10 protein-coding genes, 1 tRNA gene and 2 pseudogenes are annotated in these 16,974 nt (G+C 34.5%); 2 read left to right on the top strand and 11 right to left on the bottom strand.

Annotation, left to right across the window (positions count from 1 at the left end; all coding sequences use genetic code 11):
- The first annotated feature begins 144 nt into the window (after positions 1-144).
- Positions 145-220, top strand: a tRNA-Phe gene (locus DFQ06_RS18700).
- A gap of 60 nt (positions 221-280) precedes the next feature.
- On the opposite strand, the gene DFQ06_RS18695 is transcribed toward DFQ06_RS18700, so the two are convergent.
- The 7 genes from DFQ06_RS18695 to DFQ06_RS18665 all read right to left on the bottom strand — a co-directional run bounded on the left by DFQ06_RS18695 (position 281) and on the right by DFQ06_RS18665 (position 11,312).
- A complete protein-coding gene (locus tag DFQ06_RS18695; RefSeq protein WP_235833581.1) occupies positions 281-688 on the bottom strand; it encodes a heavy-metal-associated domain-containing protein in 408 nt (135 codons plus the stop codon).
- Between the two features lie 64 nt (positions 689-752).
- Complete coding sequence (locus DFQ06_RS18690; protein ID WP_133969352.1) at positions 753-2,522, bottom strand: efflux RND transporter periplasmic adaptor subunit; 1,770 nt, start codon at positions 2,520-2,522, stop codon at positions 753-755.
- A gap of 4 nt (positions 2,523-2,526) precedes the next feature.
- Positions 2,527-5,031 (bottom strand): heavy metal translocating P-type ATPase, encoded by a 2,505-nt coding sequence (locus DFQ06_RS18685; protein ID WP_133969350.1) that lies wholly within the window; start codon positions 5,029-5,031, stop codon positions 2,527-2,529.
- A gap of 2 nt (positions 5,032-5,033) precedes the next feature.
- The gene (locus DFQ06_RS18680) at positions 5,034-6,251 is read right to left on the bottom strand and encodes a TolC family protein (protein ID WP_133969348.1); all 1,218 of its coding nucleotides are present in this window, start codon (positions 6,249-6,251) and stop codon (positions 5,034-5,036) included.
- Positions 6,248-10,033: an efflux RND transporter permease subunit gene (locus DFQ06_RS18675; RefSeq protein WP_133969346.1), complete on the bottom strand. Its 3,786-nt coding sequence runs from the start codon at positions 10,031-10,033 to the stop codon at positions 6,248-6,250. Before DFQ06_RS18675 ends, DFQ06_RS18680 begins: the two co-directional genes overlap by 4 nt.
- A gap of 117 nt (positions 10,034-10,150) precedes the next feature.
- Entirely contained in the window at positions 10,151-10,564 is a 414-nt protein-coding gene (locus DFQ06_RS18670; protein ID WP_133969344.1) for an HYC_CC_PP family protein, read from the bottom strand.
- A 205-nt stretch (positions 10,565-10,769) separates the two neighbouring features.
- Positions 10,770-11,312 (bottom strand): DUF2911 domain-containing protein, encoded by a 543-nt coding sequence (locus DFQ06_RS18665; protein WP_133969342.1) that lies wholly within the window; start codon positions 11,310-11,312, stop codon positions 10,770-10,772.
- Positions 11,313-11,468: 156 nt separating this feature from the next.
- Here DFQ06_RS18665 and DFQ06_RS18660 point away from each other — a divergent pair, with 156 nt between their 5' ends.
- Entirely contained in the window at positions 11,469-11,771 is a 303-nt protein-coding gene (locus tag DFQ06_RS18660; protein ID WP_042499842.1) for a DUF202 domain-containing protein, read from the top strand.
- A 175-nt stretch (positions 11,772-11,946) separates the two neighbouring features.
- Here the strand turns inward: DFQ06_RS18660 and aspS are convergent.
- The 4 genes and pseudogenes from aspS to DFQ06_RS18645 all read right to left on the bottom strand — a co-directional run.
- Positions 11,947-13,776 (bottom strand): annotated as a pseudogene (aspS, locus tag DFQ06_RS19680) (aspartate--tRNA ligase); the annotation flags it as partial.
- A gap of 135 nt (positions 13,777-13,911) precedes the next feature.
- Positions 13,912-15,282, bottom strand: a pseudogene (gatB, locus tag DFQ06_RS19675) (Asp-tRNA(Asn)/Glu-tRNA(Gln) amidotransferase subunit GatB); the annotation flags it as partial.
- Positions 15,282-16,682 (bottom strand): amidase family protein, encoded by a 1,401-nt coding sequence (locus DFQ06_RS18650; RefSeq protein WP_133969338.1) that lies wholly within the window; start codon positions 16,680-16,682, stop codon positions 15,282-15,284. The pseudogene gatB and the gene DFQ06_RS18650, both read right to left, overlap by 1 nt.
- A 2-nt stretch (positions 16,683-16,684) precedes the next feature.
- The gene (locus DFQ06_RS18645) at positions 16,685-16,954 is read right to left on the bottom strand and encodes an Asp-tRNA(Asn)/Glu-tRNA(Gln) amidotransferase subunit GatC (RefSeq protein WP_174564437.1); all 270 of its coding nucleotides are present in this window, start codon (positions 16,952-16,954) and stop codon (positions 16,685-16,687) included.
- Positions 16,955-16,974: the final 20 nt, after the last annotated feature.

Genomic DNA, 16,974 nt, shown 5'->3' with positions numbered 1-16,974 from the left:
TTAATTATTTTATAATATTGAAAATTAATTTCATTTGTAAAACGAAGAACATCAGTTGAATATAAAATATTTTGAATTTTTATAAAAAAACCTTTGGCAGAAACGAAAATTGAGTATATATTTGCAACCGCTTAGCAAAGCAATGGTGCCTTAGCTCAGTTGGTAGAGCAAAGGACTGAAAATCCTTGTGTCCCTGGTTCGATTCCTGGAGGCACCACCATAAAAAAACCGATTCATTTTTGAATCGGTTTTTTTGGTTTTATACTATTCGTAGTTGTTTTTATTGGTTGAGAGGCATATCATGATCATATTGACAGCATGCTGGTAAACCCTTGTAAGCATCTTCGCTACCCAAAACCTTATCTGTATCGTAACCAGAAGCAGCAATAGCATTGTGTATTGACATGGCGTCTGTTTTAGTATCATCAAAAGCGACATCAATTTTCTTTTTTTCAACATCCCAAACGGCATTTGCGACACCTTCCACTTTCTTTGCAGCCTTTTCGATTGTGCTTTTACACATACCGCAATTTCCTCTTACTCCAAAAGAAACCTCTGCATTGGCCATAGCTTTAGAGACTTCGGTTGTTGTTTCTGTTTCTTGTTTAGTTTCATTTTTACAACTTACTAAACCCATTGTAGCCATAATAGCTAAGCTTAAAATTACTTTTTTACTCACGTTGTTCATATTAATAATTTTGTGTTTGTGATTTTTCTTTGAAAAGTTCATTGTTTTAAATTTTGGTTATTAATTAGTTTATAATTTGTTTTACCTCTCCGCAAGTCAGCATTTTACCTCCAAAATAAGGATTGATTACTTTTTCTTCCTTACTCAACCAAAAAGCACCTTTGTTATTATCTCCCATAGGACAAAACTGGTTATACACTTTTTCGTTTATTCCAAAAACTTCAATGGCGTCTGTTAATTTTGAGGACAGATTTTTAAAATGACCTCTTAGATCTTCAATTTCTGAAGTATTTGAAAGTGAAGTAGTAACAGTTTTTAGTTCATTTTCAAGTGACATCCATTGTTTATGTGCCTCTTGGCTTGTTAGTAATGTCATGTCTACTTTAGGCAAATCATTCAATAGTTGTTTTGATTCTGCTTTAATAGTGTTTATATCATCTTTAAGTAAAGCCTCTTTCAATTGGATATAATCATTAAAGACGACTTTTAATTGATTCTGAAATTGTTTTGAAACGTCTATTCGTTCCGTGTTAGGGCCTTTTTGACGCGTTGTATTTGTGGTCGTTTCCATTCCTAAATGGCCTTCATGGCCAGTCATAACTTTACCTCCTTTTTTATTCATCATAGATTTTTTGCCTTGTAACTGTGCAGCAGCATCTACTGTAAAGGTTCCGTTGGTTACCACTTCATCACCAGTGTTTAAACCTTCTAAAACTTGATACTTATCACCAATTTGAGTACCTAATGTAATTTCACGCATTTCAAAAACAGGTTCATTTGGATTCGATTTAATATAGACTACAGAGCGTTTTCCTGTCCATAACACGGCTGTTGTTGGTATAGATAAAACATCGGATTTACTTGTAGTGATTCCTTTTATTTTCCCTTCTACAAACAAGCCAGGTTTTAATATTTGGTCTTTGTTATTAAGTACTACTCGTAATTTTACAGTTCTAGTTCTAGTATCTAAAATAGGATCTATAAAATCTACAGTACCTTTAAATACTTTATTCGCGTAAGCATTAGTCACAACGTCAATATTTTGTCCTTTTTTGAATTGACTAATTTGGTTTTCATACACATCAAAATTTGCCCAAACTGTTGCTAAATTAGAAACTTTAAAAATGGGTTTTCCATCCATAATATGCGCACCATCACTCACCGCAATTTCTGTAACAATACCAGACACATGAGAATAGATTGTAAAACTTGTTTTTACTTGTCCCGTTTTTAAAACGTCGTCTAATTGAGAACCATGAATTTTCCAGTTTTTAAACTTGTTTTGCACTGCTTTGTATAACTGTGGCTGGGATGCTCTAATACTATAGGTCGTTATCAATTCTTGCTGTGCTGCAATTAAAGCTGCCGAATAAATTTTAGCAATAGCTTGTCCTTTATTAACCTTTTCGCCTAAAGACTTGACATATAATTTTTCTATTCTTCCGTCAAAATGCGCAGGTTGTATGGCTGTATTGTCTTCGTTTTCTACAATTTTACCTGATAATGTTATGGCATTATCTTCCGTATTACCATTACCAACTATTGACGTTTGAATATTGGCTAATGCCATAGCGTTTTCAGATAGTTTAAACTGGTCGGCTAATAACCCTTTAGCGCTATTTTCTGCAGGAATTAAATCCATACCACAAATAGGGCATGGGCCAGATTCGGGTTGCATTATTTGTGGATGCATAGAGCAAGTCCACATTTGGTTAGTTTCTGCTGCATTATCATGCTTATGTTCTGTTTCAGTATTAGAAGTACCTCCAAAAAGAAACCATCCCAATAGTAACCCAACCGCTAATATTGCTGTATAAATTATATATTTTTTCATTTGACTATATTTTAATATTTCTTAAACGTAATGCATTGGCTATTACTGATACTGAACTAAAACTCATTGCTAAAGCAGCAATCATTGGAGATAATAACAATCCGAAAAATGGATATAATATTCCTGCTGCAATTGGTACTCCGATAACATTATAAACAAAAGCAAAAAACAAGTTTTGTTGTATGTTTTTAACCACACCATGACTTAAGTTTTTAGCTTTTACAATGCCTTGTAAATCTCCTTTAACTAAAGTAATTGTAGCACTTTCAATAGCAACATCGGTTCCTGTTCCCATTGCAATACCAACGTCCGACTGTGCTAAAGCTGGTGCATCATTAATACCATCTCCAGCCATAGCAACTACTTTTCCTTGCTGCTGCAATTTTTTTATTTCGTTTAGTTTATCCTCTGGAAGACATTCTGCTTTATAATGTTTTAGTTTTAATTGTTTTGCGACTGCTTTAGCTGTGTTTTTATTGTCACCAGTAAGCATAATAACGTCAATACCATTGTCCTGAAGTTGTTTTATAGCCTCTTGACTTGTCTTTTTAATAGCATCAAAAATAGTAACATATCCTACAGCTTCATTTTTTACGGTGATGTAAGACACTGTTTTTCCTTGTTCTTGCTCTGCAATTACTTGACTAGCTAAACTTTCTGATATAGAAACAGAGTATTGCTCTAATAATTTAGCATTTCCTAAAGCTACTTTTTTATTATCAATAGTACCAATAACGCCTTTTCCTGCTACCGCTTCAAAATCGTTTACTTTGGTAATAGCGACTTGTTTTGATTTACCATAATTGACAATAGCTTCTGCTAAAGGATGCTCGCTGTATTGATTTAAAGAAGCAATATAGTGGAGTAGTAGCTCTTGTTCAATTTTAGTCACAGTAATCACTTTTTCAACAGATGGTTTTCCTTCTGTAATCGTTCCTGTTTTATCTACAATAAGCACATCTACTTTATTCATTGTCTCTAAAGCTTCTGCATTTTTAATTAAGACACCAGATTGTGCACCTCTACCAACACCAACCATAACAGACATTGGTGTTGCTAATCCTAAAGCACAAGGACAGGCAATAATTAATACAGCAATGGCATTTACAAACGCAAATACATACGCTGGTTCTGGACCAAAGACTGCCCAAAGAATAAAGGTAATTATAGAAACTAGTAATACGGTAGGTACAAAATACTTAGCAATTTTATCTGCCAGTTTCTGTATTGGTGCTTTAGAACGACTGGCGTTATTAACCATATGAATGATTTGAGACAGTAATGTTTCCGAACCTACTTTTTCAGCTTTCATTACAAACGACTTTGTGCCATTTATGGTTCCTGAGGTTACTTTATCGGCTACAATTTTATCAACAGGAATAGGTTCTCCGGTAATCATAGATTCGTCAATACTACTCTGTCCTTCAATAATACTACCATCTACGGGTATTTTCTCTCCAGGTTTTACACGTAATAAATTGCCTTGTTCAATCTTATCAATTGCAATAACTTTGTCTTCGCCTTCTGTTACCAATGTTGCGGTTGCGGGTACTAATTTTAGTAATTCCTTTATTGCACCACTAGTTTGACTATGCGCTTTTGCTTCTAATAGTTGTCCTAATAATACTAAAGTTAGAATCACTGTTGCAGCTTCAAAATACACAAAAACATTGCCATCTGCGGTTTTAAAATCTGCAGGAAATACGTCTGGAAATAACATAGCGAATACACTAAATAACCAGGCAATACCAGAACCTATTCCGATAAGCGTAAACATGTTAAAGTTTCTTGTTTTAATTGAAGTCCAAGCACGTGTAAAAAACATCCATGTGGCATAAAACACAACAGGAATAGACAATACAAACTGGATCCAATTCCATGTTTTTTGCTCTAAAACAGTATACAACGGATTATTGCTAAGCATTTCTGACATGGCTATTAAAAATATGGGCACAGTAAAAGCGACTGCAATCCAAAACTTTTTTAATAGTTTATTATAGGTTTTATCTTCTGCTGAAGCATCTGCTTCCAATGGTACTAAATCCATTCCGCAAATGGGACACGCTCCGGGTTCGTCTTTAATAACTTCAGGATGCATTGGGCACGTCCATTGTGTTGTTGTGGTATTTGATAGGTTTTGTTCTTCCACTAAATCCATTCCGCATACTGGGCAATCGCCAGATTTATCATAGGTTTTATCGCCTTCGCAATGCATAGGACAGTAAAAAGTACCGGTACCATGTCCTTTTTTTATGTCTACGGAAGTATTACTATTGTCCTTAGCATGATTATGGTCTCCTAAATTATGTATCCTGTATCGGCCACCATCGTTTTTTAAAGCCTCCTGAAAGGTTTCTAAGGCGATATGTGAATCCATTTCTATCGTAGCTTCTGCTTTTTCTAAATCAACTGTAGCTTTTAAAACACCTTTTACTTTTGAAAGGGTGTCTTCCACATGACTACGACATCCGTTGCAAGTCATTCCGTGTATGTGATATGTATGTTTCATTATTATTGAATTAAATAATTAATAATTGTCGTTTGTAAATAGTAACTTTTAATAGAATCGATTTGATTCATTTGAAACTTCAATTGCAATTCTTGAATATCTAAAACATCATTAAAATCAATAGTTCCTGTTTCGTAACTTCTTACTAAAATCGATTCGGCATCCTTAGCTTGTTTTAAGTTTTTTACTTGTGTATTGTAACTTATTCTAGCCGATTTCCTATCGTTTATTGCTTTGTCTAAAAGTGTTTCTAATGTATTTAAACGGTCTTGTTTTTGAAATTCAATTTCTTGTTGTTGCAATTTGTTTTGTTTGGTTTGTGATTTGTATTTCTTGTTGAATATTGGGATTGAAACCGAAACCATTGGCATAACTATATCCTTTCCGTTATCATTAAAATTCATATTTGGTCTTTCTGAAATGGCGATATAATCTAAACCAAAACCAATCATTGGATTGCTTTCTTTCTGATTTACTAGTTCTGATTTTTCTACGGAAGCAAACAGTTTATCATACTTCAACAATTCTGGATGTAATACTAAATTTTCCAAATTTATTTCAAAATCTTCTGAAGGCATATGCAATGCATTTACAACATTTACAGCAATAGTTTTATCCCGATTTAGTAGCTTATTAAAATTAGTTTGCTCTGCTAAAAATTGTTGACTTAAGATGTCTAATAATTGTTGCATTTCATTCTGACGCATTTGCAATCGTAATACATCTGCTGCAGATGCTTTACCAACTTCAACAGAGGTTAAAGCTAATGTTTCGTAGGTGTCTAATAATTTAATATTCTCGTTTAAAACTACTTGCTTTGCTTTATTAGCGTAAAGATTATAATACGATTGCGACACCGAAGCAACAAGCTTTCGTTTAGCAATTACAATGTCTTCATATTTTGCATCAGCCAATGCGCTTACATAATTTTCGCGCGAAGTAATAGTCCCAAACCAAGGCAACATTTGCTTTGCTGAAACTTTAAAACGTTGTGCTCCTGTGCGTGTTTCTGGTTCACTTACAAAATAGCCAGCACTAAAATCGGTGTTTGGAAGCGTGTTAACTTCATTCATTTTTTCGGCAGCAATGCTATACTGCATCTCGAATTTTTGAATTTCAGGATTATTATTTAAAGCCTCTTCTATGTGTTTTTCTAATTCTTGAGCATTAGAAAAACTAACCGTTAAAAGACCTATCAGTATTAAAATTATTCTATTCATTTGTTTGCTCTTTTTAATTTAAACTCTTCTCTCCAGCTATATAAAACCGGGATAATAAAGTAGGAGGTAATGTCAATAACCATCCCTCCAAATATTGGAATTGCCATCGGAATCATGATATCACTTCCTTTACCGGTGGATGTTAAAACGGGTAACAACGCTAAAATGGTGGTTACTGTAGTCATTAAACACGGACGAATACGTTTTTCGGCACCATGTAAAGCAGCAGCTCTAATACTTTTTTTATCAGCAGGTTTTTCGCGATCAAAAGTTTGTGTTAGGTAGGTGGCCATAACCACACCATCATCGGTAGCAATACCAAATAGTGCAATAAAACCAACCCAAACGGCAACACTTAAATTAATGGTTTTCATGTTAAAGAGGTCTCGCATATTCTCGCCAAACAAGCTAAAGTTGAAAAACCAATCTTGGCCATATAGCCAAATCATGATAAAACCACCAGTAAATGCCACGGTAATTCCGGTAAATACCATTAATGATGTGCTAACAGATTTAAACTGAAAATAAAGTATTAAAAAGATGATAGCCAATGCTAACGGAACAACCACAGTCAATGTTTTTTCTGCACGTAATTGATTCTCATAAGTACCAGTAAATTTGTAACTGATTCCTTTTGGAACAATTAGATCTCCAGATTCTATTTTTTGTTGAAACAAGGCTTGTGCATTTTCTACAACATCAACCTCTGCAAAACCATCCAATTTATCAAACAAGACATACCCAACTAAAAAGGTGTCTTCACTTTTTATGACTTGTGGACCTTGCTCGTATTTAATGGTTGCCAATTCACTTAAAGGAACAGGACTACCCGTTTCTACAGGAATATAAATGTCTTTTATATCTTCCGGATTACCACGTAACTCTCTTGGGTAACGTACTCTTACAGCATAACGTTCTCGTCCTTCAACGGTTTGTGTTAATGCCATACCACCAATGGCTACTTTTAAAACACTTTGTACATCTGCTATTGAAATACCATAACGTGCTATTTTTTCTCTGTCGATATCAATTAGCAAGTAAGGTTTACCAACAATTCTATCTGCAAAAACAGCTTCTATTTTAACACCTTCCGCTTGTTTTAGTAGTCGTTCCAATTCTAAGCCAAACGCTTCAATTTGTTTTAAATCTTGACCTTTTACTTTTATTCCCATTGGCGCACGCATACCGGTTTGTAGCATGACCAATCGGGTTTCAATAGGTTGTAATTTTGGTGCAGACGTCACGCCTGGTAATTTGGTGACACGTACAATTTCGTTCCAAATATCATCAGGAGTTTTAATTTCTGGTCGCCAGTTTCTGTAATATTCACCGTTGTTATCTTCGATAAGTTGATCTGCTTTAATAGATGTTCCAGAAGGAATAAAACGTCCTTTTTTGTCATTCTGAACAGCGTGAAAAATCTCTTGATGAGATTCCTCGTCACTCGTGCCTCGCTCTGTCGGAATGACATTATCTTTCAATTCAAACAACCCGTCAGCATTCACTTTATAACGCTGTCTTTTTCCTTCGGAATTGCGCATGTATTCCGATTTATATTGAATCATGTTTTCATACATGGATAAAGGTGCAGGATCTAAAGGTGAATCTGTTCTACCAGCTTTTCCGACTACAGTTTCAATTTCTGGAATAGTCGCAACCGCCATGTCTAATTGCTGAAGTACACGTTTGTTTTCTTCAACACCAGCATGAGACAAGGAGGTTGGCATTAATAAAAATGAGCCTTCATTTAAGGAAGGCATAAACTCTTTTCCTGTATTTTTCATAATCCAAAATCCAGATACAAGAATAGTCCCAGGAATTATTAAAAACAATACTTTATTGGTTAGAGCCCAGTTTAGAATCTGACTATAATACCTTCTAAAAACAGAAAACACACCTAAAATTCCGAAGCAAATAATAGCAACAAAAATAAGATTGACAATGATACTGCGGTTAAAACCTAATGGTCTCCAATATTCGGCCAATAGAAATACAATTGCAATCGAGGAAATAATAATATTTATTAAGTTTATTTTTTTCTTATCTAATCTCTCTAAAACACCTAGTAAACCAGTGATACCAAAAGCGACTAAGAGTAATCCTAACCAAAAGCCGTAAATAATAATTGCAATTCCCGCAAGTATTAAAACGCCATTTAAAAAATATCTGAAGGAATTTTTTAATGTTGTTTTTCTGAATAAATACGCTGCAAAAGGTGGAATTAAAAACAAGGCGATCACCAAAGAGGCTGATAATGCCATCGTTTTAGTAAAGGCTAAGGGTCTAAATAATTTTCCTTCGGCACCAATCATCGTAAATACAGGTACAAAACTGATAATGGTAGTTAAAACTGCAGTTAAAATAGCACCAGATACTTCCGCAGTAGCGTTGTAAATAACCTCATTTATAGTGTATGCTGTACCATCTTCGCGAAGTCTTAAAGCATCATCATCGAGGTGTCGAATCATATTTTCGGCAAGTATGACGCCAACATCAACCATAGTTCCAATAGCAATAGCAATACCAGAAAGCGCAACAATATTGGCATCTACGTCAAATAGTTTCATGGCAACAAAAACCATTAAGACTGCAACTGGTAATAATCCTGAAATTAAAATGGAAGCTCTTAAATTAAAAACCATTATTATAATCACCAAAATGGTAATTAATATCTCTAATGTCAATGCTTCGTTAAGGGTGTCTAAGGTTTCTACAATCAATTCTGTACGATCGTAAAAAGGAACCACCGTTAATTGCGATGTACGTCCATCTGCTAAAACCTTAGAAGGTAAACCACCTTTTAATTCGTTAATTTTAGCTTTTACATTGGTAATGACTTCCATAGGATTGGCGCCATATCTTGCTACTACAACACCACCAACAACTTCTGCACCTTCTTTGTCTAAAATTCCTCTTCGTGCAGCAGGACCTAGCGTAACCTTACCAATATCTTTAATTTTAATAGCCGTAAAGTCGGCGGAAGTCACTACAGCATTTTCAATATCTTCAACAGATTTTACATAGCCTAAACCACGCACTAAATATTCCGCTTGATTAATCTCTAATGTTTGGGCACCAATGTCTTGATTACTATTTTTAACCGCTTTTACAACTTGGTTTAAACCAATATTGTATTGACGCATTAATTCGGGATTAACATCGACTTGATATTCTTGAACATAACCACCAATAGAAGCGACTTCAGCAACACCACTAGCAGAAGATAAACCGTATTTTACATAGTAATCTTGAATGCTTCTTAGTTCTTGTAAGTCCCAACCACCAGTCACGTTTCCGTCTGTGTCTCGACCTTCTAAAGTGTACCAAAATATTTGCCCTAAACCTGTAGCATCCGGTCCTAAAGCAGGATTTATACCTTCTGGCAATAAGTTACTTGGTAAAGAATTTAGCTTTTCTAAAATACGACTACGACTCCAGTAAAACTCAACATCTTCTTCAAAAATGACGTAGATACTAGAGAATCCAAACATAGACGAGCTACGAATGGTTTTTACTCCAGGAATTCCCAATAGGGAAGAGGTTAATGGATAGGTAATTTGATCTTCAATATCTTGAGGCGATCGACCATCCCATTTTGTGAATACAATTTGTTGATTTTCGCCAATATCAGGAATGGCATCTACAGCAACAGGGTCGTTTGGTAAAAAGCCAGTATCCCAATTAAATGGTGCATTTACAGTTCCCCAACCAATAAAAAGGACGAGTAATAATACGGCTACGAGTTTATTTTCTATTAGAAATTTAATGCTTCTATTTAGCATAAAGTTTGATGTTTAAAACAATTAGAAAGGGATGTTATTCCAAATAGGAAAACACCGAATACAGTACATTATCCAAATGATATAAATCACTGGATAATACAGTCTATTGTTTTAAAATCAGATTAAATACGTCTCGTCTAACTTAAAGATTTGCGTTCTGACGAGTGGTGGGTGATACGTTTCAAACGTAGCGGTGTTATTTTCGACACCTTCAAAAAGAGTGCTATAGGTGTAAACAAATGAAGCAATAAAAAACTGTTGCTCAAAAGATATTTGATCTAAATTAAGCTTAAGCTCATTTTGACCATCAACTACTAATTGTTCATCATTACAGCAGTTTTTCTTTGTAATAGAACATTTTTTAGTTGCAGGTTTTTCCATTTTCATGCCGCAACCTTCTGCTTTGTTAAACAATGCAGTTTCTACTAAAGTATCGCCACAATAATGCATGTTCATAGTGAATGACAGTGTAGAGAATAACACTACAAAAGCCATTGCAAAAGACATTATTTTATGGAATACTTGCTTCATAATTAATTGCAAAGGTAATGTTTTTAAGTAATTGGCAATTTTGTTTAACAGAAGTTTATAGTAAAGCAACTGTTGAAAGAGTTACCATTTAGTCCATTTTGTTTTTTTTATAAATGAAGTATTTCGACTAGATTTAAGAGTATAAAAAATCCCGAAAACTTATGCTTTCGGGATTTTATTATTATTTAATAAAATTATATTTTTCTTATTTAGTAAAAGGTACTGCTATACGAGTAGTTCCCCAACCTAAATGCATGTTGATTGCACCATCAGCTTCATCAAAAACAATTGAGAAAGCATCTAAATCTTTTCCAGAAGTTACTGGTACAGATAATCGTGCAACATCGTTAGCTTCATTATAAAAATAAGAACCCCAAACATTTAAATCTGTACTGATTATTGCAGTCCATTCTTTTTCGTCAGGAATTAAATAAAAAGTATATGTTCCAGCTTTAACACTAGAATCTCCAAGTTTCATATCTGTAAAAAGTGTTAATTCTGCAGCTTCGTTTGCTCCAACTCTCCAAACTTTACCATTTGGTGCTAAAGTTGCTAAGTCTCTTCCTTTAAGTTGTGGACGGCTATAAATTATTTTTATTAATTTATTAGCCTCTTTGTAATTTGTAGGGAAAGCAGCAGCATCCATTGGGCTTTTGTCTAATTTCGCGAATTTTTGTGCGCTTACATTTGTTGATAATAAAAGTGCGAATACAAATACAAGACTTGTTAATAGGGTTGTTTTTTTCATGATTTTAATTTTAAATGTTTTTTTTGATTTTAAACAGTCGTTTTACTTTGCTAAAGTTAACAATACTTGGTTAACCTTTTTTAATTTGAATTGTAAATCATGCGATTAATTAGATTTCGATGAAAAATATGTATTTTTATATGAAAATTTAGAAACATGAAACTTTTAAGTTTTGGTCGCGATTTTAAACCCGATCAACAAGTTATTCTACGAGATTACCTAGCCATAGAACGTACACGTTTAGCAAATGAACGCACATTGCTATCCTACATACGTTCGTCGCTTTATTTACTCTTAGGAAGTCTCGCTTTGTATCAGGTTAAAGAATTTCCAAACTTTAAATATTTAACTATTATCGGTTTAGTTTTTAGTGTCTTATTTTTTATTATTGGAGTGTACAGGTTCTCCATGCTTAAAAGAAGCTTAAAGCGTCTGTATTATATGGCAGAGGAGAAGTAGTGTGGTAGTTGTTTGTTAATAATTTTTGGTTGTGAGGTGATTGTATTCGCTTGGTTACTTTAGTATCTCTAGTTTTTTCGATGTTTGTTAATGTTGTCTCTTAGTTCTTTATAACAAAAAAAGCCTCAGAATTAACTGAAGCTTTTAGTTTTATTTTAAATGAAATTTAAAAGTGCTACTTGCGCATCACTTTAACATTCATTTCTTCTATTTTTCTATCAGATAATAATGAAGGTGCTCCAAAAAGTAAATCTTCACTAGTTCCTGTTTTTGGAAATGCCATAACCTCTCTAATAGATGCTTTTTTCTCTAAAATCATCATTAATCGGTCTACACCCCAAGCAATTCCGCCGTGTGGTGGTGCTCCATAATGGAAGGCTTTATACATAGTACCAACGCTTTTAAGCATTTCTTCCTTGTTGTAACCCATATTCTTGTATGTGGCTTCTAAAATTTCTGGTTTGTGTGCACGAACAGAGCCTCCTCCAATTTCGTAACCATTCAGAATTAAATCATATTGCTGTGCAATAATGCTTCCAATTTCATCTTCGTTACCATTCATATGCTTCTCAATATCATATATTGCAGGCATTGAGAACGGGTTGTGCGTAAACGTCCAACGGCCTTCATCTGTTTTTTCAAACATCGGAAAATCTACCACCCAAGCAGGTCGTAATTCTTTAGGGTTAATCAAACGTAACATGCTTCCTAACTCTTGGCGCACCGCATCCAAAGCTTTGTTAGCTGTTTCATAATCGGCAGCCGAGAAAAACACAATATCACCAACTTGAGCGTTGGTAGTTTTTATAATTCCAGCAGCAATATCTTCACCTAAAAACTTGATAATTGGCGATTGTAAATCATTTTCATTTACAATAATATATGCTAAACCGCCTAAACCATGTTGTTGTGCAATGCCGGTAAGTTTTTCAATTTGTCCTTTAGATAAACGTTTTTTGCCTTGTTCTTCGGCAGAAACTTTTATACATTTTACAATACCACCTTCATCAATAGGTTTGCTAAATACTTGGAAACTGGTGTCTTTTACAATTTCTGTAATATCTTGTAATTTTAATCCGAAACGTAAATCTGGACGGTCGCAACCGTAAAAATCCATGGCTTCCTTATATGTAATTACTTCAAACGGATGTAAAACCCATTTTTTACCATAAATTTTCTTCACAATCGCGTTAAACATTTTCGTGTTTAAATCGATAATTTGTTGCATACTCGCGTAAGCCATTTCTATATCGAGCTGTGTAAATTCTGGTTGGCGATCACCACGAGAATCTTCATCTCTAAAACAACGTGCAATTTGGAAATATTTCTCATAACCACTAACCATCAACATTTGTTTAAACTGTTGTGGGGCTTGTGGTAACGTGTAAAATGCGCCAGCTTGTTTACGAGTTGGTACAATAAACTCACGAGCGCCTTCATCGGTACCAGCGCTTAAAATAGGGGTTTCAATTTCAAGGAATTCTTGATCGTCTAAAATATCACGCATCATTTTAATCACCTTATGGCGATTCACGATTACACGACGTACATCATCATTTCTGTGATCTAAATATTTATATTGAAAACGAACATTTTCATTTGTTTTTGTAGCGCGTTTAATTTCAAAAGGAAGCGTTTTAGAGAGGTTCAAGATATCTAAATCGGTTGCTTCTAATTCTATAGTTCCTGTTTTTAAAGCCGCATTATAGTCGTCTTCTTTACGTTGAACAATAGTACCAGTCACGGTAATAACAGATTCTGGCTTAAGTTTTACAAGCTCGTCTAAATTGGCGAAAGATTCTCGGCTTAAACGGACTTGGAAAATTTGAGTACTCGAATCGCGTAAATCAATAAACATTAATTCACCATGATCTCGTACAGAAGAAACCCATCCAGAAAAAGTAACCGTTTCTGCAATGTTATCTTCAGATACATCTGAGATTAAATGCGTTCTATATTCGTCTTTTATAATTAAAGGAATTTCTGGTAGAACTTCCTCTTCTTTTTGTTTTACAGTTTGAACTTTGTTCGTTTCAGGTTGTTGACTAGCGGCAACGGCTTCAATATTAGCTCCAGAAGTTTGAACTTGTTTTAAAATCCCTTCACGAATTACTTTTCCTGAAGCACCTTTACCAATTATAGCAATTACCTTTCCTACTAAAATACCAGCTTTTCCTTGGTTTCCAGATTTAATATCATTGGCAACAGCTTCATTTTCAGAAATGACTTTAGCAATGGCATTCTCTATTTTTTCTTCGGAAATAGTATTGGCTTCAAAATACGTTTTGTAATCGAATTTTGAATCTTCTAACAACGACTTAATAGCGTTTTGAGCTAAAACAGGCGTTACATTTTCGTTTTTAAATAAGCTAAAAATTTCTATAAAGTCAGCAATATTTTCAATGCTTGTATAGTCTTCTGCTTTAATATTATTGGTTAACGTTTTTGCAACGAATGATGGATCTTTCAATTCATTATTAATCGCAACAAAGGTTTCCGAACGTAATGAATCGGCTGTAAAAAACTTAGCATCCTGTGGTAAAACACCACCCTTTATTAAAATAGATTCTACAGCAAAAGGGAGTGTGCTTAAATCAACATCAATAGATTCTACAACGTCTTTAATGCTTACAAAAGGTAAATCTGGCTCCGAAATAAAACGGTAATCGGCCTCAAATTCCTTTTTTCGCATGGTTTTAGTTTGCTTTAAATCGGCATCCCAAAGCACCGTAGTTTGGTCTGGTCTAAAAGCTTTATTCTCTACGTAATAATTAAGTTGCTTTTCTACTTCTTCCTTCAAAGCATCAATCATAAACTTAAACGAGTTTAAGTTTTTAATCTCAGTTCTCGGGTTTAGTTCGTAGCTCTGTTTTTTACGAAGCGATACAGAAACATCCGATTTAAACTCTCCTTTTTCAAGGTTAGCTTCAGATATTTTTAAGTTTTGAACAATACGCTGAATGTATTGCGCATAGGTTGAAGCATCTTCAATATGGCGAATACAAGGTTCTGTAACAATTTCAATAAGTGGAACACCTGCTTTGTTGAAATCAACTAGAGATATTTTTTTCTCATGCATCAATTTCGCAGCATCTTCCTCAATGTGAACTTGCGTTAAATTCACCGTAAATTGCGATCCATCATTTCTGAAACAAGATACTTGTCCGTCAGGAATAACAGGATTATGAAACTGTGTAATTTGTATGTTTTTCGGGTTGTCTGGGTATTCGTAATGTTTTCTATCCCAAGAAATCACTTCGTTTTCAAACGTAGATTTTACCGCTTTACCAAAGTAAATAGCCTTTGTAATAGCTTCTTTGTTAATAGATGGTAAAACACCCATTTGGCCAGTACAAACCGAACAAATGTTTTGGTTAGGTGTATCTATTTCTTCGTTTGGACAAGAACAGAATAATTTTGATTTTGTGTTTAATCGTACGTGTGTTTCCAGACCGATTACTAACTCTAATTCGTGCTTTTTAAGTAGCTCGTTTAATTGCTCTAATTCCATTATATCGTATCTTTTAAGAAGTTAGCAAACTTCAAAACGAGTTCGTCATTATGTTTTGCTGCTGTAATTTGTAAACCAGTTGCTGTACCTTGTGGAACAGTTAAAGTGGGTAATTGCCCTAAACTAAAACCAACCGTGTAAGCATCGGATAAATACATGGCGTGCGGATCTTTTAAACTGTCGCCAATTTTTGGAGGCGTATTTGGTGTTACCGGTGAAAGTATGATATCTACATTTTTAAAATCATCTTCGAAATTAGCCGAAATGGTATCGCGAAGTGCTAAACCTTTCAAATAAATTTCATCGGAAAATCCTTGAGATAATACTTGATTTCCACCAACGATACGGCGTTTTGTTTCTTCGGAAAAATTCTCCGAACGTGTTACCGAATAGGTTTCTTTTAGATTATCACCTTCAATTCTGTTACCGTAATTTGTACCGTCTAAACGCGATAGGTTTGAAGCGGTTTCGGCCATAGCCAAAGTATAATATGTAGATACTAAAGTTTCAGATTCAAAGAAGTCTAATGCTTTAACTTCAATACCTTTTGCTTTAATTTTTTCGATAGCTTGTAAAAAATCAGCTTTTACTTTGGGATCAATCGCTGGGCTTTCAATAAAGTTTTTAAAGTATCCAACGGTTTTGATACCTTCGGAATTTAAAAGTTGCGCCTGAGATATTTCCGCGGAAGCGTAAGAGGTTTGATCTTTAATATCTTTGCCACTCATTACGTTTAGCACAATACGAATATCTTCGATAGATTGTGCAATAGGTCCAACGCAGTCTGTAGACGATGCATAAGCCATTAAACCATAACGAGAAATACGACCGTAACTTGGTTTTAAACCATAAACATTATTGTAGCCAGCAGGTTGGCGAACCGAACCTCCTGTATCTCCACCAATAGAAAAAACGGTGTAATTTTTTGCAACGTTTACTGCAGAACCACCACTAGAACCACCACCAACTAAATCGGGGTTTATAGCGTTTTTTACCGCGCCAAAAATGGTGTTTTCTGAAGATGAACCATGACCAAAACTATCGCAATTTTCTTTTACCAAAGGAATAGCTCCTGCATTCAATAAATTTTGAATGGCCGTTGCCGTATATGCAGCTTTGTAGTTTTTTAACAGGTTAGAACTCGCCGTTGTTAGCGTGCCCTGAACCATGTAAACATCTTTAATACCAAAAGGAATGCCTTCTAGCAAACCAATAGTTTCGCCGTTGGCAATTTTAGCATCTACTTTGGCTGCTAAATCTAGCGCCATAGTATCTAACATGGCGTTAACCGTGTTGTGCGTATTTTGTTTTAATTGGGCTAATTTGTCTTGCACTAATGCTGTGCAAGTTATTTCTTTATCCACCAATTGCTGATGGATTTTGAGTATTTGAGAATCCATATTTATTCTTCTATCACTTTAGAGACTACTAAATATCCGTTTTTTTCCTTCGGAAAGTTTTCGATGATTATCTGTTTTTCAATTGCAGAACTTTCAATAACAACATCGTCTCTTAAATCGTTTATTGAGACCGAATTATTATGATTATTATTAAAGGTATTATTATTTGTTGGCTGTGCATTTTTAATCACATCAAATAATTTGTTGACAGCCTCGGAGGGTTGTGCACCTTTAATACTCGACAGAATGTCGACGGTCATAATTTTACTCATGTCTTAATTTTTATATTACT

The organism is Algibacter lectus (genome assembly GCF_004368925.1).
GTDB classification, from domain to species: domain Bacteria; phylum Bacteroidota; class Bacteroidia; order Flavobacteriales; family Flavobacteriaceae; genus Algibacter; species Algibacter lectus.
This window is presented reverse-complemented; position numbering and strand designations above follow the sequence as displayed.

Excerpts from the sequence above, each read along its gene's own strand:
- DFQ06_RS18695 (WP_235833581.1), bottom strand. The coding sequence starts at position 688 with ATGAACAACGTGAGTAAAAAAGTAATTTTAAGCTTAGCTATTATGGCT.
- DFQ06_RS18690 (WP_133969352.1), bottom strand. The coding sequence starts at position 2,522 with ATGAAAAAATATATAATTTATACAGCAATATTAGCGGTTGGGTTACTA.
- DFQ06_RS18685 (WP_133969350.1), bottom strand. The coding sequence starts at position 5,031 with ATGAAACATACATATCACATACACGGAATGACTTGCAACGGATGTCGT.
- DFQ06_RS18680 (WP_133969348.1), bottom strand. The coding sequence starts at position 6,251 with ATGAATAGAATAATTTTAATACTGATAGGTCTTTTAACGGTTAGTTTT.
- DFQ06_RS18675 (WP_133969346.1), bottom strand. The coding sequence starts at position 10,033 with ATGCTAAATAGAAGCATTAAATTTCTAATAGAAAATAAACTCGTAGCC.
- DFQ06_RS18670 (WP_133969344.1), bottom strand. The coding sequence starts at position 10,564 with ATGAAGCAAGTATTCCATAAAATAATGTCTTTTGCAATGGCTTTTGTA.
- DFQ06_RS18665 (WP_133969342.1), bottom strand. The coding sequence starts at position 11,312 with ATGAAAAAAACAACCCTATTAACAAGTCTTGTATTTGTATTCGCACTT.
- DFQ06_RS18660 (WP_042499842.1), top strand. The coding sequence starts at position 11,469 with ATGAAACTTTTAAGTTTTGGTCGCGATTTTAAACCCGATCAACAAGTT.
- DFQ06_RS18650 (WP_133969338.1), bottom strand. The coding sequence starts at position 16,682 with ATGGATTCTCAAATACTCAAAATCCATCAGCAATTGGTGGATAAAGAA.
- DFQ06_RS18645 (WP_174564437.1), bottom strand. The coding sequence starts at position 16,954 with ATGAGTAAAATTATGACCGTCGACATTCTGTCGAGTATTAAAGGTGCA.